Source organism: Salmonella sp. K21076, from assembly GCF_039650795.1.
GTDB classification, from domain to species: Bacteria; Pseudomonadota; Gammaproteobacteria; order Enterobacterales; family Enterobacteriaceae; genus Salmonella; species Salmonella enterica.
In genome coordinates this window covers 303618-327095 of record NZ_JBCLYA010000047.1, presented here as the reverse complement: position 1 = coordinate 327095, position 23478 = coordinate 303618, and the positions used below count along the sequence as shown (strand labels likewise).

General features: G+C 54.3%; 19 protein-coding genes and 1 pseudogene. 7 read left to right on the top strand and 13 right to left on the bottom strand.

The window, feature by feature from the left end:
* Positions 1–10 precede the first annotated feature (10 nt).
* Positions 11–2329 (top strand): alpha-xylosidase, encoded by a 2319-nt coding sequence (gene yicI / locus AAYN39_RS16405; RefSeq protein WP_000703001.1) that lies wholly within the window; start codon positions 11–13, stop codon positions 2327–2329.
* A gap of 102 nt (positions 2330–2431) precedes the next feature.
* Here the strand turns inward: yicI and AAYN39_RS16400 are convergent, their stop codons facing one another.
* Positions 2432–4141 (bottom strand): AsmA family protein, encoded by a 1710-nt coding sequence (locus AAYN39_RS16400; RefSeq protein ID WP_000766661.1) that lies wholly within the window; start codon positions 4139–4141, stop codon positions 2432–2434.
* Positions 4142–4261: 120 nt separating this feature from the next.
* Positions 4262–5653, bottom strand: a complete 1392-nt coding sequence (gene xanP, locus AAYN39_RS16395) for a xanthine/proton symporter XanP (protein ID WP_000115428.1) — start codon at positions 5651–5653, stop codon at positions 4262–4264.
* A gap of 226 nt (positions 5654–5879) precedes the next feature.
* Here xanP and gltS point away from each other — a divergent pair, with 226 nt between their 5' ends.
* Positions 5880–7085 (top strand): sodium/glutamate symporter, encoded by a 1206-nt coding sequence (gene gltS, locus AAYN39_RS16390; RefSeq protein ID WP_000462255.1) that lies wholly within the window; start codon positions 5880–5882, stop codon positions 7083–7085.
* Between the two features lie 35 nt (positions 7086–7120).
* Here gltS and recG read toward each other — a convergent pair whose 3' ends face one another.
* Genes recG through gmk form a run of 5 tightly spaced genes read right to left on the bottom strand, consistent with a single transcriptional unit; the run spans position 7121 to position 12985 of the window.
* Entirely contained in the window at positions 7121–9202 is a 2082-nt protein-coding gene (gene recG, locus AAYN39_RS16385; RefSeq protein ID WP_000016758.1) for an ATP-dependent DNA helicase RecG, read from the bottom strand.
* Between the two features lie 5 nt (positions 9203–9207).
* Positions 9208–9897 (bottom strand): tRNA (guanosine(18)-2'-O)-methyltransferase TrmH, encoded by a 690-nt coding sequence (gene trmH / locus AAYN39_RS16380; protein WP_001068431.1) that lies wholly within the window; start codon positions 9895–9897, stop codon positions 9208–9210.
* A gap of 4 nt (positions 9898–9901) precedes the next feature.
* A complete protein-coding gene (gene spoT / locus AAYN39_RS16375; protein ID WP_000280498.1) occupies positions 9902–12013 on the bottom strand; it encodes a bifunctional GTP diphosphokinase/guanosine-3',5'-bis pyrophosphate 3'-pyrophosphohydrolase in 2112 nt (703 codons plus the stop codon).
* Between the two features lie 18 nt (positions 12014–12031).
* Positions 12032–12307 (bottom strand): DNA-directed RNA polymerase subunit omega, encoded by a 276-nt coding sequence (gene rpoZ / locus AAYN39_RS16370; protein WP_000135058.1) that lies wholly within the window; start codon positions 12305–12307, stop codon positions 12032–12034.
* A gap of 54 nt (positions 12308–12361) precedes the next feature.
* Positions 12362–12985 carry a guanylate kinase gene (gmk, locus tag AAYN39_RS16365; RefSeq protein WP_000046966.1) on the bottom strand — a complete coding sequence of 208 codons (624 nt, stop codon included), beginning with the start codon at positions 12983–12985 and terminating at the stop codon, positions 12362–12364.
* Positions 12986–13241: 256 nt separating this feature from the next.
* Here gmk and ligB point away from each other — a divergent pair.
* Positions 13242–14926, top strand: a pseudogene (ligB, locus tag AAYN39_RS16360) (NAD-dependent DNA ligase LigB).
* On the opposite strand, the gene AAYN39_RS16355 reads toward ligB, so the two are convergent.
* Together AAYN39_RS16355 and AAYN39_RS16350 are read right to left on the bottom strand one after the other, a co-directional pair.
* Positions 14923–15540 (bottom strand): trimeric intracellular cation channel family protein, encoded by a 618-nt coding sequence (locus AAYN39_RS16355; protein ID WP_000924333.1) that lies wholly within the window; start codon positions 15538–15540, stop codon positions 14923–14925. The pseudogene ligB and the gene AAYN39_RS16355 sit on opposite strands and share 4 nt — an antisense overlap.
* Positions 15541–15787: 247 nt before the next feature.
* Positions 15788–16672 (bottom strand): HARLDQ motif MBL-fold protein, encoded by an 885-nt coding sequence (locus tag AAYN39_RS16350; RefSeq protein WP_001083227.1) that lies wholly within the window; start codon positions 16670–16672, stop codon positions 15788–15790.
* A 73-nt stretch (positions 16673–16745) separates the two neighbouring features.
* Between AAYN39_RS16350 and AAYN39_RS16345 the strand changes: the two genes are divergently transcribed.
* A complete protein-coding gene (locus AAYN39_RS16345; RefSeq protein WP_001050861.1) occupies positions 16746–17648 on the top strand; it encodes a LysR family transcriptional regulator in 903 nt (300 codons plus the stop codon).
* A gap of 49 nt (positions 17649–17697) precedes the next feature.
* Here the strand turns inward: AAYN39_RS16345 and AAYN39_RS16340 are convergent, their stop codons facing one another.
* Positions 17698–18561 (bottom strand): YicC/YloC family endoribonuclease, encoded by an 864-nt coding sequence (locus AAYN39_RS16340; protein ID WP_000621352.1) that lies wholly within the window; start codon positions 18559–18561, stop codon positions 17698–17700.
* A 125-nt stretch (positions 18562–18686) separates the two neighbouring features.
* On the opposite strand from AAYN39_RS16340, the gene rph reads away from it, so the two are divergent.
* Both rph and pyrE read left to right on the top strand, forming a co-directional pair.
* Positions 18687–19403: a ribonuclease PH gene (rph, locus tag AAYN39_RS16335; protein ID WP_001247078.1), complete on the top strand. Its 717-nt coding sequence runs from the start codon at positions 18687–18689 to the stop codon at positions 19401–19403.
* Positions 19404–19481: 78 nt separating this feature from the next.
* Complete coding sequence (pyrE, locus tag AAYN39_RS16330) at positions 19482–20123, top strand: orotate phosphoribosyltransferase (RefSeq protein WP_000806169.1); 642 nt, start codon at positions 19482–19484, stop codon at positions 20121–20123.
* Between the two features lie 77 nt (positions 20124–20200).
* On the opposite strand, the gene slmA is transcribed toward pyrE, so the two are convergent.
* The 3 genes from slmA to coaBC all read right to left on the bottom strand — a co-directional run bounded on the left by slmA (position 20201) and on the right by coaBC (position 22561).
* Positions 20201–20797, bottom strand: coding sequence for a nucleoid occlusion factor SlmA (gene slmA / locus AAYN39_RS16325; protein ID WP_000818596.1), 597 nt, complete (start codon positions 20795–20797; stop codon positions 20201–20203).
* A gap of 107 nt (positions 20798–20904) precedes the next feature.
* Positions 20905–21363, bottom strand: a complete 459-nt coding sequence (gene dut, locus AAYN39_RS16320) for a dUTP diphosphatase (protein WP_000976078.1) — start codon at positions 21361–21363, stop codon at positions 20905–20907.
* Entirely contained in the window at positions 21341–22561 is a 1221-nt protein-coding gene (gene coaBC, locus AAYN39_RS16315) for a bifunctional phosphopantothenoylcysteine decarboxylase/phosphopantothenate--cysteine ligase CoaBC (protein ID WP_000050173.1), read from the bottom strand. The genes dut and coaBC overlap by 23 nt, the downstream gene beginning before the upstream one ends.
* 175 nt (positions 22562–22736) lie before the next feature.
* On the opposite strand from coaBC, the gene radC reads away from it, so the two are divergent.
* Entirely contained in the window at positions 22737–23402 is a 666-nt protein-coding gene (gene radC / locus AAYN39_RS16310; RefSeq protein ID WP_000380129.1) for a DNA repair protein RadC, read from the top strand.
* Positions 23403–23478: the final 76 nt, after the last annotated feature.

The window sequence follows — 23478 nt, the reverse complement described above, 5'->3', positions numbered from 1 at the left end:
GGAACAGACTATGAAAATTAGCGACGGAAACTGGCTGATCCAGCCTGGCCTTAATTTGATTCACCCGGTTCAGGTGTTCGACGTTGAACAGCACGGGAATGAGATGGTGGTCTATGCCGCGCCGCGCGATGTCCGCGAACGAACCTGGCAACTGGATACCCCGTTGTTTACCCTGCGCTTTTTCTCGCCACAGGAAGGAGTGATAGGTGTACGGATGGAACACTTCCAGGGCGCTTTGGATAACGGCCCACATTATCCGCTCAATGTCTTGCAAGATATCAACGTGGAGATGCAGAACAACGCCGAATTTGCCGAACTCAAGAGCGGCAGCCTGAGCGTGCGTGTCACCAAAGGCGAGCTCTGGTCACTGGATTTTCTGCGCAACGGTGTACGTATCACCGGTAGCCAGTTGAAGAATAACGGCTATGTGCAGGATACCAACAGCGGGCGCAACTACATGTTCGAGCGTCTGGATCTCGGCGTGGGCGAAACCGTCTACGGGCTGGGCGAGCGCTTTACCGCGCTGGTGCGTAACGGTCAGACGGTGGAGACCTGGAACCGTGACGGCGGCACCAGCACCGAGCAATCGTACAAGAATATCCCGTTCTATATCACCAACCGTGGCTACGGTGTGCTGGTGAATCATCCGCAGTGCGTGTCGTTTGAAATTGGCTCCGAGAAAGTCTCCAAAGTCCAGTTCAGCGTCGAGAGCGAGTATCTGGAATACTTCGTCATCGACGGCCCGACTCCGAAAGACGTGCTGAACCGCTATACCCAATTTACGGGTCGTCCGGCGCTGCCGCCCGCCTGGTCGTTTGGCCTGTGGCTGACCACCTCATTTACCACCAACTACGACGAAGCGACCGTTAACCGCTTTATCGACGGTATGGCCGAGCGCAATCTGCCGCTGCATGTCTTCCACTTCGACTGTTTCTGGATGAAGGCCTTCCAGTGGTGCGATTTTGAATGGGACCCGGTGACTTTCCCCGATCCGAAAGGGATGATTCACCGCCTGAAAGCGAAAGGGCTGAAAGTCTGCGTGTGGATTAACCCCTACATCGGCCAGAAATCCCCGGTTTTCCAGGAGCTGAAAGAGAAAGGGTATTTACTTAAACGCCCGGACGGCTCCTTGTGGCAGTGGGATAAATGGCAGCCGGGACTGGCGATTTACGACTTCACCAACCCGCAAGCCTGCGAATGGTATGCCGACAAGCTGAAGGGCCTGGTGGAGATGGGAGTGGACTGCTTCAAAACTGACTTCGGCGAACGCATTCCAACGGATGTGCAGTGGTTTGATGGTTCAGATCCACAGAAAATGCACAACCATTATGCCTACATCTACAACGAACTGGTGTGGAACGTGCTGAAAGAGACCGTGGGCGTTGAAGAGGCGGTGTTGTTCGCCCGTTCCGCCTCGGTGGGCGCGCAACAGTTCCCGGTGCACTGGGGCGGCGACTGCTACGCCAATTACGAATCGATGGCGGAAAGCCTGCGCGGCGGGCTGTCCATCGGCCTGTCAGGGTTTGGCTTCTGGAGCCATGATATTGGCGGATTCGAGAATACCGCGCCGGCGCATGTCTACAAGCGTTGGTGCGCATTCGGCTTGCTCTCCAGCCACAGCCGCCTGCACGGTAGCAAATCCTACCGGGTTCCGTGGGCCTATGACGACGAGTCCTGTGACGTGGTGCGCTTCTTCACCGAACAGAAGTGCCGGATGATGCCGTATCTGTATCGGGAAGCGGCGCGCGCCAACGAAGCCGGTACGCCAATGATGCGGGCGATGATGCTGGAGTTTCCGGACGATCCGGCGTGTGATTATCTTGATCGCCAGTACATGCTGGGAGATGCGGTCATGGTAGCGCCGGTATTTAGTGAAGCGGGCGACGTGGAGTTCTACCTGCCAGAAGGCCGCTGGACGCACTTGTGGCGCAACGATGAAGTGCAGGGCAGCCGCTGGCATAAACAGCAGCATGACTTCCTGAGCCTGCCAGTGTACGTGCGTGACAATACACTACTGGCGCTGGGCAACAATAGCCAGAAGCCCGATTACGCCTGGCATGAGGGTACGGCCTTCCAGTTATTCCATCTGGATGACGGTTGCGAAGCGGTCTGCGAAGTCCCTGCTACGGATGGTTCGACAATCTTTACGCTGCAGGCGAAACGCACAGGCAATACCATTACGGTGAGCGGCGAAGGCGAGGCGCGCAACTGGACGCTGTGTCTGCGTAATATTACGCAGATTAGCGGTACCAAATGCGGCTCATATGCGGGAAGTGAACTGGGCGTAGTGGTCACCCCGCAGGGAAATGAAGTGGTGATTACGCTTTAAATCTGAATCGCCGGATGGCGCCGTGAGCTGCGCTTATCCGGCCTACAAATGAGCAAGAACCGTAAGCCCGGTAAGCGCCAGCGCCACCGGGCAAGCCCTCAATTACAGCGCTGGCTCCGTTGACGTAACTTCCCCGCCGGACACCACACCCGCTTGCATCGTTTGCATTATCTGCTGCTTTTGTGCGTTGACCGCGTGTAATTGCCCGTTTACCGTCGGTTTCAACGGCGCATCGGCCTGAATATTGCCGCTGGCCGTGAACTGAATATTGCCATCGCCAGCAATCGGTAATGCCGGCCAGCCCCACTGTTGTAGCACATCCATTGGTACGCCGCGTCCGTTCAGGCTGATTTGCGTCTGACGCTGCGGCTGTTGTGATACGCTGGCAGTGGCTTCCAGTATCCCTTTTTCAGTAAACGCGCTCAGATCACTGATGTTGACCGTGCTGGCATTCGCCGTCAACGACAGCGACGGGCGGCGCACGTCCACACGGTTAAAGGTTGCCGCTGCGGCGTTGAGGGTCGCATTGCCGCTCCAGACGCCCCATTGATGATGTTGTACCAGCTCCAGGTTTGCGCCGTAGCCGTCCAGAGCGGTGATTTGCCACGGGAAGGTCGGGTCGATATCGATCACCAGATTGCGGCTGGCGCTGAATTTTTTCAGCGTCAGGCTGTTCAGCCAGTCGGGCAACGGCTTCATCCATAACTGCTTCCAGTTTTCCGGCAGCGTATACTCCAGCCCGGCGATAGCGGTATCGTCCAGAATCAGCGCTTTGCTCTCGCGTAACCAGGCGCCGGAGGTTCTGACCATACCGCCTTCCCAGCGGGTGGTGAACTGGCGTAGCGCAACGCCCTGTGGTGAAAATTCGGCGTTCAGGATTGGATCGAGCAAGTGCAGCGAGCCGTAAATAAACTCGCTGGCATTCATCGATAATTTACCTTCCTGACTTTGCCAGTCTTCTTTGCGCAGAGTCAGATTGCGCAAACTCAGGTCAAGATCGGTGACTGCCCAGTCTGGTCCTTGCAGGCTGGAGTCCGTCACTTCAAGACGACCAATCTGCAAAGATGGAACCGTAGTAAGCGGCGCGAAAAACTCGCTCAGGGATTTATCGCTTTGTAACCGGATATCATTCAGCCGCAGATTTTCAACGACCCAACTACCATCAGCGTTACGCCGGGCGACGCCGGTTAACGCTCCGCGCGCCATATCGGCGCCGACGGTGTTTAACATCATCTGATCATGGTCAATACTGCCTTCAATAAGCACATTCGTGGCGGGAACGTCGTTTAACGTCAGCGAACCGGCGCTCAGTTGGATCTGGGCTTTATTGCCCAATACCCGACCGGCTTCGGGGCGCCAGGGCATAACGCCGCCGTTAACGCGCTGGGCGCTCAACCGCCATTCGCTGCCGGGACTATTGAGCGCCATATTGCGAAGTTGCAGGCGGTCGGCCTCAAACGGGAAAGGGGCGGTTTGCACTGAAATATTCAGCGTGCCGTCCTGTAACAGAATCGTGTCGACATGCAGCGGCGCGGTTAACTGGCGAATGCTCAGACCGATATCTACGGTTTTCGCGACCAGGGTAGCAGGCTGACCATCACGACCAAAGGTCACATTCTCCAGTAAAAGATGGGATGGGGCGGAAAAACGATGATCCATCACGTCGAATGTGAGGTGATAGCCGCTGTTCTCTGATACCCAGTTGCTGACATGATCTGCGCCCCAGCGCGTTTGCAGCAGAAAATAAAAGCCGAAAATCACCACTAAACAGGCGATCAGCACGTAGAGAAGCAACCTCCCAATCAATTTCATGGTCTTCCATCCCGTGAAATGCACATAGGGGATTTATGCACGATTTGCGTGCAATCCTCAAGACAGGAATGGTGAAAGAGCGTTACAGCAGCGGCGAATCGTGTCGCCGCCGCAGGGTTTTTACGGTTTTTCCGGCGGGAGAATCAGGTTCAGCACGATAGCCGTGATGCCGCCAGCGGCAATTCCGGATGAGAGCAGATTTTTCACCCATTCCGGCGCGAACTGCAGGATCTGCGGCTGTTGCGAGACGCCAAGACCCACGGCCAGCGACAGGGCGATAATCAGAATCGCGCGGCGGTTCAGCGGCTCACGCGAGACAATACGCACCCCGGAGGCGGCAATGGTGCCGAACATCACCAACGTGGCGCCGCCGAGCACCGGTTCCGGGATATGTTGCACAAAACCGCTTACCGCCGGGAACAGGCCGAGCACAATCAGCATCAGCGCGACGACAAATCCCACATAGCGACTGGCGACGCCGGTCAACTGAATGACGCCGTTGTTCTGACCGAAACAGGAATTCGGGAACGTATTAAATACCGCTGAAACAAATGAGTTCAGGCCGTTAGCCAGTACGCCGCCCTTTAGCCGTTTCATGTACAAGGGGCCGGATACCGGCTGCTCGGAGACATCAGAGGTGGCGGTGATGTCTCCGATGGTCTCCAGCGACGTAATCATAAAGACCAGCATCAACGGCAGTAACAGGTTCCAGTCAATGCCCAGACCATAATACAGCGGGGTCGGCACCATCAGGATGTCCTGCGAGACCGGCGCGTTATTCTCAGGCAACATGCCCATAAACCAGGCCAAAAGATAGCCTGCCGCCATGGCAATAACCAAAGAAGCCACGCGCAGGTAGGGATTACGTTGCCGATTCAGCAGGATGATAATGGCCAGGACGACGCCGGCCAGTAACAGGTTTTTCGGTGCGCCAAAGGTGTTGTCGCTCATGGCGGCATAGCCGCCGCCGATGGAAGTTAGCCCCACCTGAATCAGCGACAGGCCAATAATCATTACCACGACGCCGGAGACTAACGGCGTGATAATCCGGCGCGCCAGATGTAGAATGCGAGAAAGCACCATCTCGGTGCAGCTTGCCAGCATCAGCGTGCCGAACAGCGCCGCCATCATCGTCGGGACATCCGCGCCGCCGGTTTTCAGCGCGGTACCGCCCATAATCAGCGGGGCGACAAAGTTAAAACTGGTTCCCTGGATGGATAACAGCCCCGATCCTACCGGCCCCCACGCTTTGATTTGAATAATAGAGGCTACGCCGGAGGCGAACAGCGACATGCTGATAATGTGCTGAGTATCCTGCGCCGGTAAACCCAACGCCTGGCAGATTAACAGCGCTGGCGTAATTACCGCGACAAACATGGCCAGCAGATGCTGACAAGCGGCAAAAAGGGTTTGAGGGAGCGGCGGGCGATCTTCAAGACGGTAAATTAATTCGCTGTTTTGCGTCTGCGCAACCGGTTGCGCATCTGCCGGCTCGATGGCGTTAACGGACATCAGGGACATTCTCGTGGTGGAAAAGCGGTGATTTTATCTGACCAGGTGGTAAAAGCAAACGATTGCGAGCGAATATTCTTAATATTTAAAAAAGATAAATGCACCTTTTATATAACTTTTTGCCTTTTTCTGCTTAAAATCCATGCCGAAGACTCGCAAAGAGCTAAAAAACTGACTCAGGAAATGATTTGTGCGCACATGTCACAGCGCACTACAGGAGCTTTAAATGTTTGAACTCGATACCTTATCGACCCTTGTCGCCGCCACGCTGGTGCTGCTACTGGGTCGCAAGCTGGTCCAGTCTGTCTCCTTACTGAAGAAATATACGATTCCGGAGCCGGTGGCGGGGGGGCTACTGGTCGCGGTTGCTCTGCTGGTGCTGAAAAAAAGCGTCGGTTGGGAGGTCAACTTTGATATGACCCTGCGCGATCCGTTGATGCTGGCGTTTTTCGCGACGATCGGCCTTAACGCTAACCTTGCCAGCCTGCGCAAGGGGGGACGCGTTGTTGGCGTCTTCCTGGTCGTCGTGGTCGGATTACTGCTGATGCAGAATGCCATCGGTATCGGCATGGCGAGTCTGTTGGGGCTGGACCCGTTAATGGGGCTGATTGCCGGGTCAATTACGCTGTCCGGCGGACACGGTACCGGCGCGGCGTGGAGTAAACTGTTTGTCGAACGTTATGGTTTTGCCAGTGCCACCGAAGTTGCGATGGCATGTGCAACCTTTGGCCTGGTGCTGGGCGGGTTGATTGGCGGCCCGGTAGCGCGTTATCTGGTGAAACACTCCACCACGCCGGATGGAATGCCTGACGATCAGGCCGTGCCGACAGCCTTTGAAAAGCCGGATGTGGGTCGTATGATCACCTCTCTGGTGCTAATCGAAACTATCGCCCTGATTGCTATCTGTCTGACCGTGGGCAAAATCGTAGCGCAGCTACTGGCGGGAACGGTGCTTGAACTGCCGGTCTTCGTTTGTGTGCTATTTGTTGGGGTGATCCTCAGCAATGGCCTGGCGCTGGTGGGTTTTTATCGCGTATTTGAGCGTGCTGTTTCGGTGCTGGGGAACGTGAGTTTGTCACTGTTCCTAGCAATGGCGCTGATGAGCCTGAAGCTGTGGGAACTGGCGTCACTGGCGCTGCCGATGCTGGCGATTCTGGTGGTACAGACCATCTTCATGGCGCTGTACGCGATCTTCGTCACCTGGCGCATGATGGGGAAAAACTATGATGCGGCGGTGCTGGCGGCGGGTCACTGTGGTTTTGGCCTGGGCGCAACGCCGACCGCCATTGCTAATATGCAGGCGATTACCGACCGTTTTGGCCCCTCGCATATGGCGTTCCTGGTGGTGCCAATGGTCGGCGCGTTCTTTATCGATATCGTCAATGCGCTGGTGATTAAGCTGTACTTGATGTTACCGATTTTCGCGCAATAAGGGTTTGTACGGCGGCATTAAAGCCGCCGTGCTCACTAGGCGTTAGAATAACGTTCGGTTTCCGGCATCCAGCGCTCAATCAGCGCTTGTGCCTGCTGCGGATAACGTTCGTGAATATGACGGGCAATACGCTGAACTTCGGGAATCATGGCTTGATCGCGCAGCAAATCAGCTACTTTAAATTCGGCGTTACCCGTCTGGCGCGTGCCCAGTAATTCCCCCGGGCCGCGAATCTCTAAATCTTTTTGTGCAATCACAAAGCCGTCGTTGCTGTCGCGCAATACCTGTAAACGCTTCTGCGCCGTTTTCGACAGCGGCGATTTATAGAGCAGCACGCAGTGCGATGCGACCGCGCCACGGCCAACGCGCCCTCTGAGCTGGTGTAATTGCGCCAGGCCCAGCCGCTCCGGGTTTTCAATAATCATCAGGCTGGCGTTAGGAACATCGACCCCCACCTCAATCACCGTTGTGGCGACCAGCAGATGCAGTTCACCCTGCTTAAAGGCCTGCATCACCGCCTGTTTTTCGGCGGGCTTCATGCGGCCGTGTACCAGGCCGATATTCAACTCCGGTAACGCCAGCTTGAGCTCCTCCCAGGTGGCTTCCGCCGCCTGCGCTTCCAGCAGGTCGGACTCTTCAATCAGCGTACAGACCCAGTAGGCCTGACGGCCTTCGGTTGTGCAGGCGTTGCGCACACGATCAATGATTTCATGGCGACGGGTATCCGGAATCGCAACGGTAGTGACAGGGGTACGGCCCGGCGGTAGCTCGTCAATCACCGAGGTATCGAGATCGGCGTAGGCAGTCATCGCCAGGGTGCGCGGTATGGGCGTTGCGGTCATAATCAACTGATGCGGATGAAAGCCCTGCTGCTGGCCTTTTTCCCACAATGCCAGCCGCTGGTGGACGCCAAAGCGGTGCTGCTCATCGATAATGACCAGCGCCAGGCCGTTGAACTGCACCTGTTCCTGAAAGATAGCGTGGGTGCCGACAATCATCTGCACCTGACCGCTGGCAATAGCCTCTTGCTGCGCCTGACGCGCTTTACCTTTTTGCTTACCCGCCAGCCAACCCACTTCAACGCCCAACGGTTCGAACCAGTTGCGGAAATTATTTGCGTGCTGTTCAGCCAGCAGTTCGGTCGGTGCCATCAACGCGACCTGCTTACCGTGGGCAATAGCGCGCAAGGCGGCAAGCGCCGCAACCAGCGTTTTCCCTGAGCCGACGTCGCCCTGAACCAGACGCATCATCGGCACATCCAGCGCCATATCACGTTCGATCTCTGCTACCACCCGCGCCTGCGCGCTGGTGGGTTTAAACGGCAACGACGCCAGCAGCTTGTCTTTCAATATGTTGTTGGTACTTAGCGGCTGAGTGTGGTAGCGCTGCGCGCCTGCGCGAAGCGCCAGCATACTGAGGTTATGCGCCAGTAGCTCTTCAAGAATAAGCCGCCGCTGCGCCGGGTGTTTGCCGGTTTCTAAATCGGCGAGCTGGAGTGTCGGCGGCGGGCGATGCAAGGTACGTAGCGCTTCCGGCAGGCTCATCATACCCTGCGCCAGTTCCGGCGGCAGTAGTTCGGCAATGGCGCAGGTGTCGAGCAACTCCAGCGCCTGATCGGTAAGCTTGCGCAGTGTCGCTTGCTTCACGCCCTCGGTGGTCGGATAGACGGGGGTGAGCGTTTCCTGAAGTTCCGGCGTGCTGAGATCGCCCTGCAGGCGATATTCCGGATGGATCATCTCTGCGCCATACTTGCCGCGCTTCGCTTCCCCGTAGGCCAGCACACGCCGCCCCGTCGCCAGGCTGTTTTTCATCGCCGCGTTAAAATTGAAAAAGCGCATGGTAAGAATGCCGGAACCGTCGCTAATCTGGCAGGTCATCATCCGGCGACCGCCGAAAGTGATATTGCAGTTCAGCACTTCACCTTCAACGGTGGCGTAGATGCCAGGCAGCAGTTCGCCAATGGGGTAGAGATGGGTACGGTCTTCGTAACGCAGAGGAAGATGTAATAGTAAATCCTGGACGGTATGCAGGCCAATTTTCGCCAGTTTACTGCTTTGCGCTGCGCCGACGCCTGTCAGGGAATTGAGCGGAACAGCGTCTAACAAGCGGCCTGACATGGTGATTACCCTGCCGCCTGCATCGTCGCCCACCAGTCAGCATCGGCGTCGATTTCGCCCTGCTGATTGACGCGAGGATAAGGCAGACCTTTACGTTTAGCGACTTTCGCCAGCACCGGATAACCACCCTCAAACAGCAGGCGCTGCTGTTCATCTTCCGGCAACATGCTATTTTCACGCAGATACATGCCCGCGTTCTGTCGCTGGCGCTGGGCTTCATAAAGAATGAGCGCGGAGGCGACGGAAACGTTCAGCGACTGTACCATGCCGATCATCGGAATGATGATGTCCCGATCCGCCAGGTCTAATGCTTCCTGAGTAATACCGGTTTTCTCCTGACCCATCAGAATACAGGTCGGGCGCGTGTAATCAATCTCGCGAAAGTCTACGGCCTTATCAGAAAGATGGGTGGCCAGAATCTGCATTCCCCGTCCTTTCAAATGGGCTACCGCATCGTCAATGGTACGGTGAGTTTTCACCTGTACCCAACTGTTGCTGCCCGCCGCCGCGGAAGCCATGGTGCGCATCCGGCTACCAGGCCAGATGGCATGGACTTCATGGACGCCAACGGCATCTGCGGTACGAATGATTGCAGAAACGTTATGAGGTTTGTGGACTTGCTCCATGCAGACCGTGAGATCAGGCTGACGCCTGGCGAGCATTTCGCATATACGCGCATAACGTTTTGGATTCATAGCGCTAGTTTCGGTTACGGGTGACTTTAATAACGTCTGGCATCACGCGGATTTTGCGCATGATATTCGCCAGATGTACGCGATCGCGTGCGGTAAGGCGAATAAAGGTACTATAGACGCGACCATCTTTTTCTTCAGTATTCAGGCTTTGAATATTGGAGGTGGTGGTATTAATCGCCGCCGTCAGGTTAGCCAGCGCGCCCTGATGGTTAAACATTTCCACCTTGATTTCGGTAATGAATTCCTGCTCCGTCTCTTTGTCCCATTCGACCGCCATAAATTTCTCTGGCTCTTTCTGGTATCCACGGATATTACGGCAGGATTCATGGTGGATCACCAGTCCTTTACCTGGGCTGACGTGAGCGATGATCGGGTCGCCTGGGATCGGACGACAACACTTCGCAAAGGTGATAAGCACGCCATCCGCGCCTTTAATCGGCAGGTGGCCGTGATTCGATTGCGCAACGGTCGGCACCACGGCTTCGCCTTGCTGCAGATTTTTCGCGACCACTACGCTCATCGCGTTGCCGAGACCGATTTCCGCCAGCAGATCGTCAAGCGTTGCCAGCTTCATACGATCCAATTCGCGCTGAATATTTTCCTGCGGAATTTCCGCCAGCTTACGACTGCCGCCTAAAGCATGGTTAAGCAGACGACGGCCCAGGCTTACGGAGTCATCACGTTTGAGGTTTTTCAGCAACTGACGAATTTTAGCGCGCGCTTTAGAGCTGACGACAAAGTTCAGCCAGGCGGCGTTGGGACGCGCGCCCGGCGCGGTAATAATTTCGACGGTCTGACCGCTGCTAAGCGGCTGTGACAGCGGATAAGGCTGCCGGTCGACACGCGCGCCGACGCAGGCGTGGCCGATGTCGGTATGCACTGCATAGGCAAAATCCACCGGCGTAGCGCCAGCGGGCAGTTCGACAATGCGCCCTTCCGGGGTGAAAACGTAAATCTCATCCGGGAAGAGATCGGATTTTACGCTTTCGATAAATTCAAACGAACTACCGGCGCTCTGTTGTAGCTCCAGCAGGCTCTGCATCCAGCGCTGGGCGCGGATCTGCGCCGTGGTGCTGGTCTCACCGTGCTCTTTATACGCCCAGTGCGCCGCAACCCCCATTTCCGCCATCTGATCCATGTCTTCGGTACGGATCTGGACTTCAACAGGAACGCCGTGCGGGCCGATCATCGAGGTGTGCAAAGACTGATAGCCGTTCGCTTTGGGAATGGCGATATAGTCTTTCACGCGTCCCGGACGCGGCTTATAGAGACTGTGCATCTGGCCGAGTACGCGATAGCAGGTATCGGAGTCATGAACGATCACGCGGAAAGCGTAAATGTCCATGATCGAGTGAAAACGCTGCTCTTTGAGCACCATTTTGCAGTAGATCGAGTAAAGATGTTTTTCGCGACCGCTAACGCGACACGGAATTCCCGCCTCTTGCAAACGTCCTTCGATTTCAGAGAGGATTTTTTGGATCATCTCTTTACGGTTGCCGCGCGCCGCTCTTACCACTTCTTTAATGACGCGGTAACGATTGGGATACAGCGCTTCAAAACCCAGCTCTTCCAGCTCGGTTTTAATATGATGAATACCTAAACGGTGCGCCAGCGGGCTGTAGATTTCGAGGGTTTCACGGGCAATACGACGACGTTTATCCGGGCGTAACGAGCCCAGCGTGCGCATGTTATGGGTACGGTCAGCAAGCTTAATGAGGATGACGCGGATATCCTGCACCATCGCCATAATCATTTTGCGAAAGTTTTCGGCCTGCGCCTCTTTCTTATCGCGGAACTTGAGCTTATCAAGTTTCGACACCCCCTCTACCAGCTCGGCAACGCTTTTACCGAAAAGCTGTTCCATGTCCTGATAGGTGGCGGGGGTATCTTCAATCACGTCATGCAGCAGAGCGGCCATCAGCGTTTCGTAGTCGAGTTTCATCTCGGCCAGAATACAGGCCACCGCTACCGGGTGCGTGATATAGGGTTCACCGCTTGAACGTGTCTGGCCCTCGTGAGCGTCACGTGCAACGAGATACGCCTGCCGAAGACGCTTAATCTGGTCTTCCGGCAGGTAGGTTTGAATCAGTTGATTCAGGCTTTCAAACAGATACAAGGGCGACCCGCTTTGTGATTAACGACGACCTTCAGCAATAGCGGTAACGGCTTGTAATTCAGCGGCTTCCTGCTCTTGCTGTTCCTGGCGCTCGCGGACGTCGAGGATCTGGTTGTTAATCAGACCTTCTTCGATTTCGCGCAGCGCGATAACGGTAGTTTTATCGTTTTCTTCCGGTACCAGCGGATCCTTTCCGCCTACCTGCATCTGACGAGCGCGACGCGCGGCGACCAGTACCAGGTCAAAACGGTTACCAATTTTCTCTACAGCGTCCTGAACAGTTACGCGTGCCATACTTAAAATGCTCCACAGGTGAAGAAATGACTGGGCATGATACTGAAAGTGGGTTCAGTCTGCCAACAATTTGCTGATTAAAGCGTCATGACGCTGCTTTTGGCGGCTCATACGCAGACGTTCAGCGCGAATGATGGTTTTCAAGTCGCTTAACGCGGTATCAAAGTCGTCATTCACAATAAGATAATCATATTCGGCGTAATGGCTCATTTCTGCAACCGCTTGCGCCATTCGTTTGGCAATGACTTCTTCGCTATCTTGCCCGCGGCCGCGTAAACGGCGATCCAATTCGATCTTTGATGGCGGCAAAATAAAAATGCTGCGTGCTTGCGGCATCTTTTCGCGAATTTGCTGGGCGCCCTGCCAGTCGATATCCAGAAAAACATCAACGCCAGTTGCCAGCACTTGCTCAATGGTTTCGCGCGAAGTGCCGTAGTAATTGCCAAACACTTCCGCGTGCTCCAGAAACGCCTCCCTGCCAATCATGGTTTTAAACTCATCATGATTTACAAAGAAATAGTGCTCACCGTGCACTTCACCCGGACGCGGCGCGCGCGTGGTATGTGAAACGGAAACCTGAGTGTCGTACAACGGTTGGGTTTTTAATAAAGCCTGAATCAGGCTGGATTTACCCGCGCCACTGGGGGCAGAAACAATATAAAGCGTACCTTGAGCCATGAGTATCTTACGTCTGTGATTATCGAAATAGAGCCTTGATACGGGCTTATTATACACATCGCCGTTATGCGACGTAGTCTTTGTCACACTTTTTGCGCCAGATTATTGCATTTTGCGTCCCTTTTTCCGCTTTTATCGCGTCGTTGCAGCAACCCACCAAAAAATCTGGAAAGCGGCTCGGATGGTGCATTTTTACCTGTCGGTTTTTATTCACTAAAGCGCTATACCTGCCGGGCAATGTGCGCAGGAGGTTGTGATGAGATTATGGAAAAGTATGGCGTGGGGAATTTTATTGTGGCATTCGCAGAGTGGGGCGCTTTGCCCGGCCTGGCCGCCAGCAAGGGCCGCTGAAGAAATCACCCGTTTACAGCAACAGCTCGCTGACTGGAATGACATCTACTGGAAACAAGGTGTTAGCGCGGTTGACGATAGTGTGTACGACCAACTCAGCGCAAGGCTGGTTCAGTGGCAACGCTGTGTTGGTCAGGATGTTTCATCTACTCCGGTTTCACCGCCGTTAAACGGTACAACAATGCACCCTGTTGCGCACACGGGCGTACGTAAACTCGCGGACCGACAGGCGTAGAACAGTGGATGCGCGGGCGCAGCGAGCTTTGGGTACAGCCAAAAGTGGATGGCGTAGCGGTAACGCTGGTTTATCAAAACGGTAAACTGACCAGGGCCATTAGCCGGGGTAACGGACTACAAGGCGAGGACTGGACGCCAAAAATTCGCCTGATCCCCTCTATACCGCAGACAACACAAGGCGCGCTAGCTAACGCGGTGTTGCAGGGCGAAATCTTTCTACAGCGCGAGGGACATATCCAGCAACGGATGGGCGGGATGAATGCGCGCTCGAAAGCCGCAGGAATGTTAATGCGCCAGGATAACGCCTCCGCGCTAAATTCGTTGGGTATTTTTATTTGGGCGTGGCCGGACGGTCCGGCAAATATGCCCGAAAGATTAAGCCAACTTGCTAAGGCTGGATTCAGTCTGACGAAGAAATATTCTCTGGCGGTAAAAGATGCCAGCGAGGTCGAGCGGGCGCGCCAGTCATGGCTGACGTCAGCATTACCCTTTGTGACGGATGGCGTAGTGATACGCATGGCTAAAGAACCCGCGTCACAATACTGGCGACCCGGGCAGGGCGACTGGCTGGCAGCATGGAAATATCCGCCAGTAGCGCAGGTCGCGCAAGTGAGCGCTATTCAGTTCTCGGTGGGGAAAAGCGGCAAGATTACCGTAGTAGCGTCGCTTGTCCCCGTTATATTGGATGATAAGCGGGTTCAGCGGGTCAATATCGGTTCTGTGAAGCGTTGGGAAGCGTGGGATATTGCGCCGGGCGATCAGATCCTGGTGAGTCTGGCCGGGCAAGGCATTCCTCGGCTTGATGAGGTCGTCTGGCGGAGTCGTGAGCGGAGTAAGCCTGTGCCGCCAGGTAGCCATTTCAACTCGCTGACCTGCTTTTACGCGTCGGCAACGTGTCAGGAACAGTTTATCTCCAGGCTGGTATGGCTGGGGTCACGGTCGGCGTTGGGTCTGGACGGAATGGGTGAAGCTAGCTGGCGGGCTTTGCATCAGACGCATCGCTTTGAGCATATCTTCTCCTGGCTTGCCCTGACGTCAGCGCAAATAGCCAACACGCCAGGCGTTGCTAAAGGAAAAAGCGAGCAGATATGGCGGCAATTTAACCTGGCGCGCCGGCAGTCATTTACCCGCTGGATCATGGCGATGGATATCCCCTTAACGCAGGCCGCATTACAGGCCAGCGGTGATCGCTCATGGGAGCAGTTATTAATGCGAACAGAGCAACACTGGCGGCAATTGCCAGCGACGGGCGAGCGCCGTGCCGGGAGAGTTATCGACTGGCGGAATAATCCGCAGATCAACGCGCTGAGCAGATGGCTGGCTACTCAGCATATTCCCGGATTTGGGTCTTAGTGTCCTTCATGACGGTAATAAAATACCGGCAGGCCAAGTTTAAGACGTAGCGCTAATAACCTTGCTGTAAAGCCAAACAGTAGCGTAGAGATAACGACGACATCCGGATTCATGACGTAATGTTGTAGCGCAATATAGAGCACCGCCGAGGCGAACGAAATGCCGGCATACAGCTCTTTTTGAAACACCAGTGGAATGCGTTTGCAGAACATATCGCGGAGCACGCCGCCAAAGACGCCGGTAGTGGCGGCGGCTACCACGGCGATAATTGGCCCTTCGCCCATATCAAGGGCTATCTGAGCGCCAATAATAGAGAAAACCACCAACCCCAGCGCGTCAAGTACCAGGAAAAGCTTGCGTAAATAGGGCATGACGGGAGCAACAATGGTGGTCAATACGGCGGCAGTCGCCACAATAATGACATATTCGGGATGCTTCACCCAACCCAGCGGATAGTGACCGAGCAGAATGTCGCGAACCGAGCCTCCACCAATGGCGGTGGCGGTAGCAATAATAATTACGCCGAATGTATCCATGCGACGACGACCCGCAGCGAGTGCGCCCGTCATGGCCTCGGCAGTGATGCCAATTAAATAAAGAACGTGCAACAGCATGATTTCCCCCTAATTTACTGGGGGCGAAGATTAACGATTTGTGCGCTGTATCACGATTGAGATTTTCTAAGGCATTACACGATTAATAAATTTTAGTAATGATTCTAAATTTATGATTAATAATTATTTATTATAAATATCAATAAATTGAACATCATTTTTGTGGTTTATTGTATACGAGGTTTTTCTGTTTTGACTTAGATAAATTACCTGAACGGCGCCCTGGACGCGCCGCCGGTGAGTCATTTCATTGTGGCTGCTGTGCGGTAAGTTGTGTGATGAAGCGCTGACGCGAGCGTTCCACATACTGTTGCAAGCCATTGGAATCAAAGAATGCCTGTGTATCGCCGTTGCGAAGTTGCTGTCGTTTCTCCAGTAGCCCGAAGCGGTCACCTTTGTTGGCAATAAAGATATCAACATGCTGGGCGGCCAGTGTTTTAAAGCTGCTCTGAATATCAGTAACCAGGTCAGGGTAATTTTTGTTGTTAATCAGCAGATAGTCAGGTGTGGCGAGACTATCTGCGTAAATTAGCGTCTTGCCGTTGCGGAGCGTTACGCGCCAGGAGGTTGAGCCGGGCAGATGTCCAGGCGTGAATAGTGCTGTCACGGTTACCCCTCCGAGGCTGATGCTTTCCTGGTTGTGGATAATTTTATCAGTGGTGACGAGCGGGAAGGGGAGCGCATCGCCAAGCGCAAAATCCTGTCGTCCACCCCTCGCCATCTGATCGGCGTTGGGTTGACTGGCGACCAATTGTGCGCCGCTCCACGCTTTCAAACGTGCCATGCCCCCCGCTTGATCCAGCCGCGCATGGCTGCTCAACAGATAGCGCACGTCAGTGAAGCGAAATCCTGCCGCTTCAATATTCGCTTTAATTTGCGGTGCGCTTTCATCCAGCCCCGCATCAATAAGAATATGCCCTGCCGGAGTGGTCAGCAGAATAGAAGAGAGATTTTCCGTACCGACATACCACACGCCTTCTGTGATTTGAAACGGCTTCATAGGCTTAGCCCACGCTTTAAACAGTGATAACGGAGGCGCGGGTGATAACGGTTGTGAAGGATCTAATGCCGCCATGGCAGGAAGTGCTGATGTTGAAAATATACATACAAAGAATAATACATAGCGATTCATAATGTTCTCCTGATTGAAGCGCCCGCAGTATACCTGGCAGTAATTTAGTCAGGTTCAATAAGAGAGACGTTTAATGAACTTGCTGCAAATGGATATGAACCTGTTAAAAGTACTGTATGTGCTGCTGGAGACGAGCTCTACGGGGAAAACGGCGCAAAAGCTGGCTTTGTCGCCTTCTGCGGTGAGTCATGCGCTAATGAGATTGCGCGATGCGCTAAACGATCCGTTGTTTCGACGGGAGGGGAACCGCCAGATTGCTACGCCTTATGCGCAGGCGCTGCGTGACAAGTTGGCGCCTGTGTTTGTTTCGCTTAATGAGGAGCTGTTTGGCGATAAAGAGAACGGCTCCCGTTGTTTCCGGGTGGTACTTCCTCCCGCATTGAACGCGCTGCTTACGCCCGTTCTCGCAGAGAAAGGTCATCTTCATCAGGCGGTGATCGAGTGCCTTCCTTTTGCCCGCCGACCCTGGCGTGATGAACTGTTGGATAGCTCGGTTGATTTGGTGCTGGCAATTGGCGACCATCAAAAGCAGGTCAGCGCTCTGCATTACGAGCGGGTGGGGACGACGCGTTTGATCGCGGTTTATGGCGCGCCATTGCGTTCACGTCTGGAGAATGCCGCAGCGTTGAATTTTGCTGATCTGCAGCATTATCAACACATTTACTGTTTGCCGTGGACAAAAGAGAACAACGAACTGGACAGGCAGCAGGCTCGTGCCGGGTTTGAACGTCCGTTGGCGTTTGTTTGTCATGATTACAGTCAACTTGCGCCTGCTGTCCAGTCGGCGCCGCTAATGGCGATTGTACCGCGCCCCTGGTATGAAAATTTATCCGATAAGCGCGGTCTTTTTGTCCTGCCGCTTGCCGGGGAGCAGGCGGAAGGCGCTATTTTTATGCAGTATCGGGCTTCGACGGTAGAGTGGAAGCGACGCCTTATCGACGCTATTCGCCGGAAATTAAAAACGTACTACCGATAAACGCGAGAGCCCGCATAAGGCGGACTCTGTGACATATTGAGCGCCAGAATTATTCAATATTCTGGATCTGCTCGCGCATTTGCTCGATCAACACTTTTAATTCAATAGCGGAGTTAGTTACATCAGCGTTGATGGATTTAGAGGCCAGGGTGTTCGACTCACGGTTAAATTCTTGCATCATGAAGTCCAGACGGCGACCTACCGCCTCTTTTTTCTTCAGAATGTTGTAAGTCTCTTTGACGTGCGCTTCGAGACGATCCAGCTCTTCCGCCACATCAATGCGCTGCGCCATCATCACCAGCTCTTGCTCCAGACGGTTGTTTTCCAACTGAACCTGAGCATCTTCCAGCTTCGCGACCAGGCGTTCACGCTGCCATTGCAGGATTTCCGGCATATGCGCGCGGACTTTCGCTACTTCGGCGCTGACGCCTTCCAGACGTTGTTCAATCAGCGCTTTCAGCGCCTGGCCTTCCGTTTCGCGCGCGACGATAAAGTCATCCAGCGTACCGTCCAGTGCGGCTAAAATTTCTGCGGCAATCGCGTCCAGATCCTGCTCTTGCGCCGCCATGACACCTGGCCAGCGCAAAATATCAACCGGATTGATTTCCCCTTCGTCGCTCTGCATTTTGACCCAGTTTGCGGCGCTAACTAATTGTTTCGCGAGCTTTTCATTCAGAATAAGCTCGCCTTGCGCGCTGGCATCGGGTTCAAAACGCAGCATACATTCGACTTTGCCGCGCGTCAGGCGTGTACGAATGCGTTCGCGCACGACGGGTTCAAGACTACGGAACTGTTCCGGCAGACGAAAGTAAGTTTCCAGATAACGCTGGTTTACCGAGCGCATTTCCCAGGTCGCGCTACCCCATTCACCCTTGATTTCACGCCGGGCGTAGGCGGTCATACTGCGGATCATAGATGTTCCCGTTTTTAAAGGAGAGATGAGGGGATTATAGCTATCCATGCCTTGTCAGGATAGGAATAACCATCGGAAGTCCGTATAATGCGCAGCCACATTCGTTTTAAGCCGGAGATCTCAATATGCGTCCAGCAGGCCGTAGCGCTAATCAGGTGCGTCCCGTAACCCTGACCCGTAACTATACAAAACACGCTGAAGGCTCGGTACTGGTCGAATTTGGAGATACCAAAGTGTTGTGCACTGCCTCCATTGAAGAAGGCGTTCCACGTTTTCTGAAAGGACAAGGCCAGGGGTGGATCACCGCAGAGTATGGCATGTTACCTCGCGCTACCCATACCCGTAATGCGCGCGAAGCGGCAAAGGGTAAGCAGGGCGGTCGTACTATGGAAATTCAGCGTTTGATCGCGCGTGCGCTGCGTGCGGCGGTCGATCTGAAAACGCTCGGCGAATTTACCATTACGCTGGACTGCGATGTAATCCAGGCAGATGGCGGTACGCGTACAGCGTCTATTACCGGTGCCTGCGTGGCGTTGGCGGATGCGCTGAATAAATTGGTTGCCAACGGTAAGCTGAAAACCAATCCGATGAAAGGCATGGTGGCGGCGGTTTCCGTAGGCATCGTTAACGGCGAAGCGATCTGCGATCTGGAATATGTTGAAGATTCCGCCGCAGAAACCGACATGAACGTCGTGATGACTGAAGACGGCCGCATTATTGAAGTTCAGGGTACCGCGGAAGGCGAGCCGTTCAGCCATGAAGAACTTCTCACTTTGTTGGCGCTGGCCCGAGGGGGAATTGAATCCATTGTGGCGACGCAGAAGGCGGCGTTAGAAAATTGATTTTAAGGCGACTGAAAAGTCGCCTTTTTTTTGTCCGTAAATTTCGTAAATGATGAAAGTAAGAAAAGGAGCGAATCCATGAAACCGTATCAGCGCCAGTTTATTGAGTTTGCGCTTAACAAGCAGGTACTAAAGTTTGGCGAGTTTACGCTGAAATCCGGGCGCAAAAGCCCCTATTTCTTCAACGCCGGGCTGTTTAATACCGGGCGCGACCTGGCGTTGTTAGGCCGTTTTTATGCCGAAGCGCTGGTGGATTCCGGTATTGAATTTGATCTGCTGTTTGGCCCCGCGTACAAAGGTATTCCGATCGCGACGACGACGGCGGTTGCGCTGGCGGAACATCACGATAAAGACCTGCCGTACTGCTTTAACCGCAAAGAGGCAAAAGATCATGGCGAAGGCGGGAGTCTGGTGGGCAGCGCGCTACAGGGCCGCGTGATGCTGGTGGATGACGTGATTACCGCAGGTACGGCGATTCGCGAGTCGATGGAGATTATTCAGGCGCACAGGGCTACACTGGCTGGCGTACTGATTTCGCTGGATCGTCAGGAACGTGGCCGCGGCGAGATTTCCGCGATTCAGGAAGTGGAGCGCGACTATGGTTGTAAGGTTATCTCCATCATTACGCTGAAAGACCTGATTGCCTATCTGGAAGAAAAACCTGATATGGCTGAGCATCTGGCGGCTGTGCGAGCATACCGGGAAGAATTTGGCGTGTAAGCGAATTGCCCGGTGGCGCTTTACCGGGCCTATATTTCTGTCGCCTGGATAAGGCGTGAGCCACTATCCAGTCAGCGTTACTGCAACTGCGCGGCAATGAGCGGCCAGCGGGCGTCGAAATCGTCCGTTGGGCGGTATTTAAATTCGCTACGCACGAACCGTGAAAGCATACCTTCACAGAAGGCTAACAGCTGGCTTGCCAGCAGATTTTTATCCGTCGTGTAGCCTTCGCCTTCACGCATTCTTTTTTCTCGTAGCACCTGGCGGAGCTGCGCTTCGATGCGTTCAAAAAGCTGATTAATGCGCCCCTGCAGGCGATCCTGTTCAAACATCAGCGCATGCCCGGTAAGAATGCGCGTCAGGCCAGGGTTGCGTTCGCCAAAACCCAGAATCAGTAACACAATCAGGCGCAAACGCGTGCTGGTGTCTTTTTCATCTTTTAAAATCAGATTGATACGGGTAATCAGACTATCTTCGATAAACTCAATCAGGCTATCGAACATGCGGGTCTTGCTGGGAAAATGGCGGTATAGCGCCGCTTCGGAAACGCCGACCGAGGCCGCCAGTTTTGCCGTCGTGATGCGTTGGCTTCCATCGCTGGATTCAAGCATCAGCGCCAGTGACTGAAGTATTTCTTCGCGACGATTCCTTTTCGCAGTTTGTTTTTCTGCCATGTTACAAAATACCCCTGAAAATAAGCACTTGCCAGGCGAGCACCCACGCTATAACCGCAAACTCAGCGCTTGCGGCAGTATTATGACGTTATGGGGATGCGTAAAATTTACTTACGGCCAGAATGACCGAAGCCGCCCTCGCCACGTTCGGTGGCGTCAAATGCTTCCACCAGATTAAATTCGGCCTGAACGACCGGAACAAACACCATTTGCGCGATACGTTCGCCCGGTTCAATGGTAAAACTGTCCTGACCACGGTTCCAGATCGAAACCATCAGTTGCCCCTGATAATCGGAATCAATCAGCCCGACCAGGTTGCCCAGCACGATACCATGTTTATGGCCCAGGCCAGAACGCGGCAACATGACTGCCGCCAATGATGGATCGGCGATATGAATGGCCAGTCCGGTAGGCACCAACGTCGTTGCGCCAGGCGCCAGTTCTACGGCGTCGTCGAGACAGGCGCGCAGGTCAAGCCCGGCAGAACCAGAAGTAGCATAAGTCGGCAGCGGAAACTGCTGACCAACACGCGGGTCCAGAATCTTAACGTCGATTTTTTTCATCATAACGGGTCACGATCTCGTCGAGTAATAATTGGCCCAGGAGTTCTTTTCGCTCAAGCGGTAAGACTTTATCTCCATCCTGCCAGAAAAGGTGTAAAGCGTTTTTATCGCTATTAAATCCCTGATTTGAAAGAGAAACATCATTTGCACAAATCAGGTCAAGGTTCTTACGGGTACGTTTTTGCCGGGCGTATTCTTCCACATTATTCGTTTCCGCGGCAAACCCAACAACGTAGGGGCGATTGTCACTGAGTGCGGCCACCCCGGCGACAATGTCCGGGTTTTTGACCATTTTTATTATTAATTCATCACTTTGCGCCGCCTGTTTTTTGATTTTTTCACTGGCAATAGTCTCTGCGCGATAGTCAGCCACGGCGGCGCAGCTAATGAAAATATGCTGCTGTTGAACGGCGGCCTGAACAGCGGCTTCCATGTCCAGCGCGGTTATGACATCAACCCGTTTTACAAAAGGCGGCATCGGTAACGAAACGGGACCGGAGACCAGCGTGACATTTGCGCCGCGACGCGCTGCGGCCGCCGCAATAGCGAAGCCCATTTTACCGGAGCTGTAGTTGGAAATATAACGCACCGGGTCGAGCGGTTCGCGCGTCGGGCCTGCCGTAATCATGATATTAAGATGTCGCAGATCGTTGACGGCAGCGAAATGCGCGGCGGCCTTATCAACGATAGCTAATGGGTCCAGCATTCGGCCTGGGCCTACATCGCCGCACGCCTGACTGCCGCTATCCGGCCCCCAAATGAACAGGCCGCGAGAGGCGAGCACCTCCAGATTATGTTGCGTGGCGGCAGCGCGGTACATCTGTTGGTTCATGGCCGGAAGAACGGCCACCGGGGCTGGCGTCGCCAGGCAGATGGTGGAGACTAAATCATTAGCCATACCCGATGCTACACGGGCGATCAGATCGGCGGTCGCGGGGGCAAGAATCACCAGGTCGGCCCATTTCCCCAACTCGATATGCCCCATCGCAGCTTCGGCGGCAGGGTCAAGCAGACTGTCGGATACGGGATAGCCCGACACGGCCTGTAAGCTCAGGGGGGTAATAAAGGCTTTTGCCGCCTCGGTCATTGCCACGCGCACGTCAGCGCCGCGCTCACGTAAACGGCGCACCAGCTCCGGCGTTTTATACGCAGCGATACCGCCGCTAACGCCGAGAACAATTTTTTTACCGGCCAGGCTCATCATGTCTTTCCTGTTGGGTGACTTTGAAAGGCGGCTATTTTATCACAATCTCTACGGCGTCGTGTCTTTGCCTGCGCTCCACTTTGCGAGGCGCTACGCAAGAACAAAATCGGGGCGTCGATCTCTCCCAAAGGCTGTGCCACTATGCCGCTTCCTTAAAAAAGGAGGTGCGCGTATGGATACGTTGGACGAATTATTGCCGCGTGAAAAAATGCTCAGATCCGGCATTGCTTCCCTCAGCGACGTGGAACTGCTGGCGCTTTTTTTACGTACCGGCACGCCGGGAAAAGATGTTATGACGTTGGCAAAAGAGATATTGCAGCACTTTGGGTCGCTGTATGGCCTGCTGTCGGCGGACTTTGCGCAGTTTCGCGGCGTAAACGGCATCGGCCTGGCGAAATTCGCGCAGTTGAAAGGCATTGCTGAGCTGGCAAGGCGCTATTACAGCGTGCGCATGAATGAGGAAAGTGCGTTGCTGAGTCCGGAAATGACGCGGGAATTTCTGCAAAGCCAACTGACGGGCGAAGAGCGTGAGATCTTTCTGGTGATCTTCCTAGATGCCCAGCACCGGGTGCTTCAGCACAGCCGCCTGTTTTCCGGCACGCTTAACCACGTAGAGGTGCATCCGCGTGAGATTGTTCGGGAAGCGATTAAACTCAATGCTTCAGCGGTCATTCTGGCGCATAATCACCCTTCAGGCTGCGCAGAGCCAAGTAAAGCAGATAAACTTATCACTGAGCGCGTGATAAAGTGTTGCCAGTTTATGGATATCCGGGTGCTCGATCACCTGATAATTGGGCGCGGAGAGTACGTTTCTTTTGCCGAACGCGGCTGGATTTAAGATTCTTTGCGCGATCCATCGGGATCTTTGTCTGTTCGGGACTTGAGCATATCGCCGGGTCAGCGTATACTACGCC

What these genes read in the sequence shown, in the direction of transcription:
- gltS (WP_000462255.1), top strand. Translation starts at nt 5,880, where the DNA reads ATGTTTGAACTCGATACCTTATCGACCCTTGTCGCCGCCACGCTGGTG.
- AAYN39_RS16355 (WP_000924333.1), bottom strand. Translation starts at nt 15,540, where the DNA reads ATGCTGTTGCACGTTCTTTATTTAATTGGCATCACTGCCGAGGCCATG.
- xanP (WP_000115428.1), bottom strand. Translation starts at nt 5,653, where the DNA reads ATGTCCGTTAACGCCATCGAGCCGGCAGATGCGCAACCGGTTGCGCAG.
- AAYN39_RS16345 (WP_001050861.1), top strand. Translation starts at nt 16,746, where the DNA reads ATGAACTTGCTGCAAATGGATATGAACCTGTTAAAAGTACTGTATGTG.
- AAYN39_RS16400 (WP_000766661.1), bottom strand. Translation starts at nt 4,141, where the DNA reads ATGAAATTGATTGGGAGGTTGCTTCTCTACGTGCTGATCGCCTGTTTA.
- rpoZ (WP_000135058.1), bottom strand. Translation starts at nt 12,307, where the DNA reads ATGGCACGCGTAACTGTTCAGGACGCTGTAGAGAAAATTGGTAACCGT.
- radC (WP_000380129.1), top strand. Translation starts at nt 22,737, where the DNA reads ATGGATACGTTGGACGAATTATTGCCGCGTGAAAAAATGCTCAGATCC.
- AAYN39_RS16350 (WP_001083227.1), bottom strand. Translation starts at nt 16,672, where the DNA reads ATGAATCGCTATGTATTATTCTTTGTATGTATATTTTCAACATCAGCA.
- slmA (WP_000818596.1), bottom strand. Translation starts at nt 20,797, where the DNA reads ATGGCAGAAAAACAAACTGCGAAAAGGAATCGTCGCGAAGAAATACTT.
- AAYN39_RS16340 (WP_000621352.1), bottom strand. Translation starts at nt 18,561, where the DNA reads ATGATCCGCAGTATGACCGCCTACGCCCGGCGTGAAATCAAGGGTGAA.
- recG (WP_000016758.1), bottom strand. Translation starts at nt 9,202, where the DNA reads ATGTCAGGCCGCTTGTTAGACGCTGTTCCGCTCAATTCCCTGACAGGC.
- dut (WP_000976078.1), bottom strand. Translation starts at nt 21,363, where the DNA reads ATGATGAAAAAAATCGACGTTAAGATTCTGGACCCGCGTGTTGGTCAG.
- rph (WP_001247078.1), top strand. Translation starts at nt 18,687, where the DNA reads ATGCGTCCAGCAGGCCGTAGCGCTAATCAGGTGCGTCCCGTAACCCTG.
- pyrE (WP_000806169.1), top strand. Translation starts at nt 19,482, where the DNA reads ATGAAACCGTATCAGCGCCAGTTTATTGAGTTTGCGCTTAACAAGCAG.
- yicI (WP_000703001.1), top strand. Translation starts at nt 11, where the DNA reads ATGAAAATTAGCGACGGAAACTGGCTGATCCAGCCTGGCCTTAATTTG.
- trmH (WP_001068431.1), bottom strand. Translation starts at nt 9,897, where the DNA reads ATGAATCCAAAACGTTATGCGCGTATATGCGAAATGCTCGCCAGGCGT.
- gmk (WP_000046966.1), bottom strand. Translation starts at nt 12,985, where the DNA reads ATGGCTCAAGGTACGCTTTATATTGTTTCTGCCCCCAGTGGCGCGGGT.
- coaBC (WP_000050173.1), bottom strand. Translation starts at nt 22,561, where the DNA reads ATGAGCCTGGCCGGTAAAAAAATTGTTCTCGGCGTTAGCGGCGGTATC.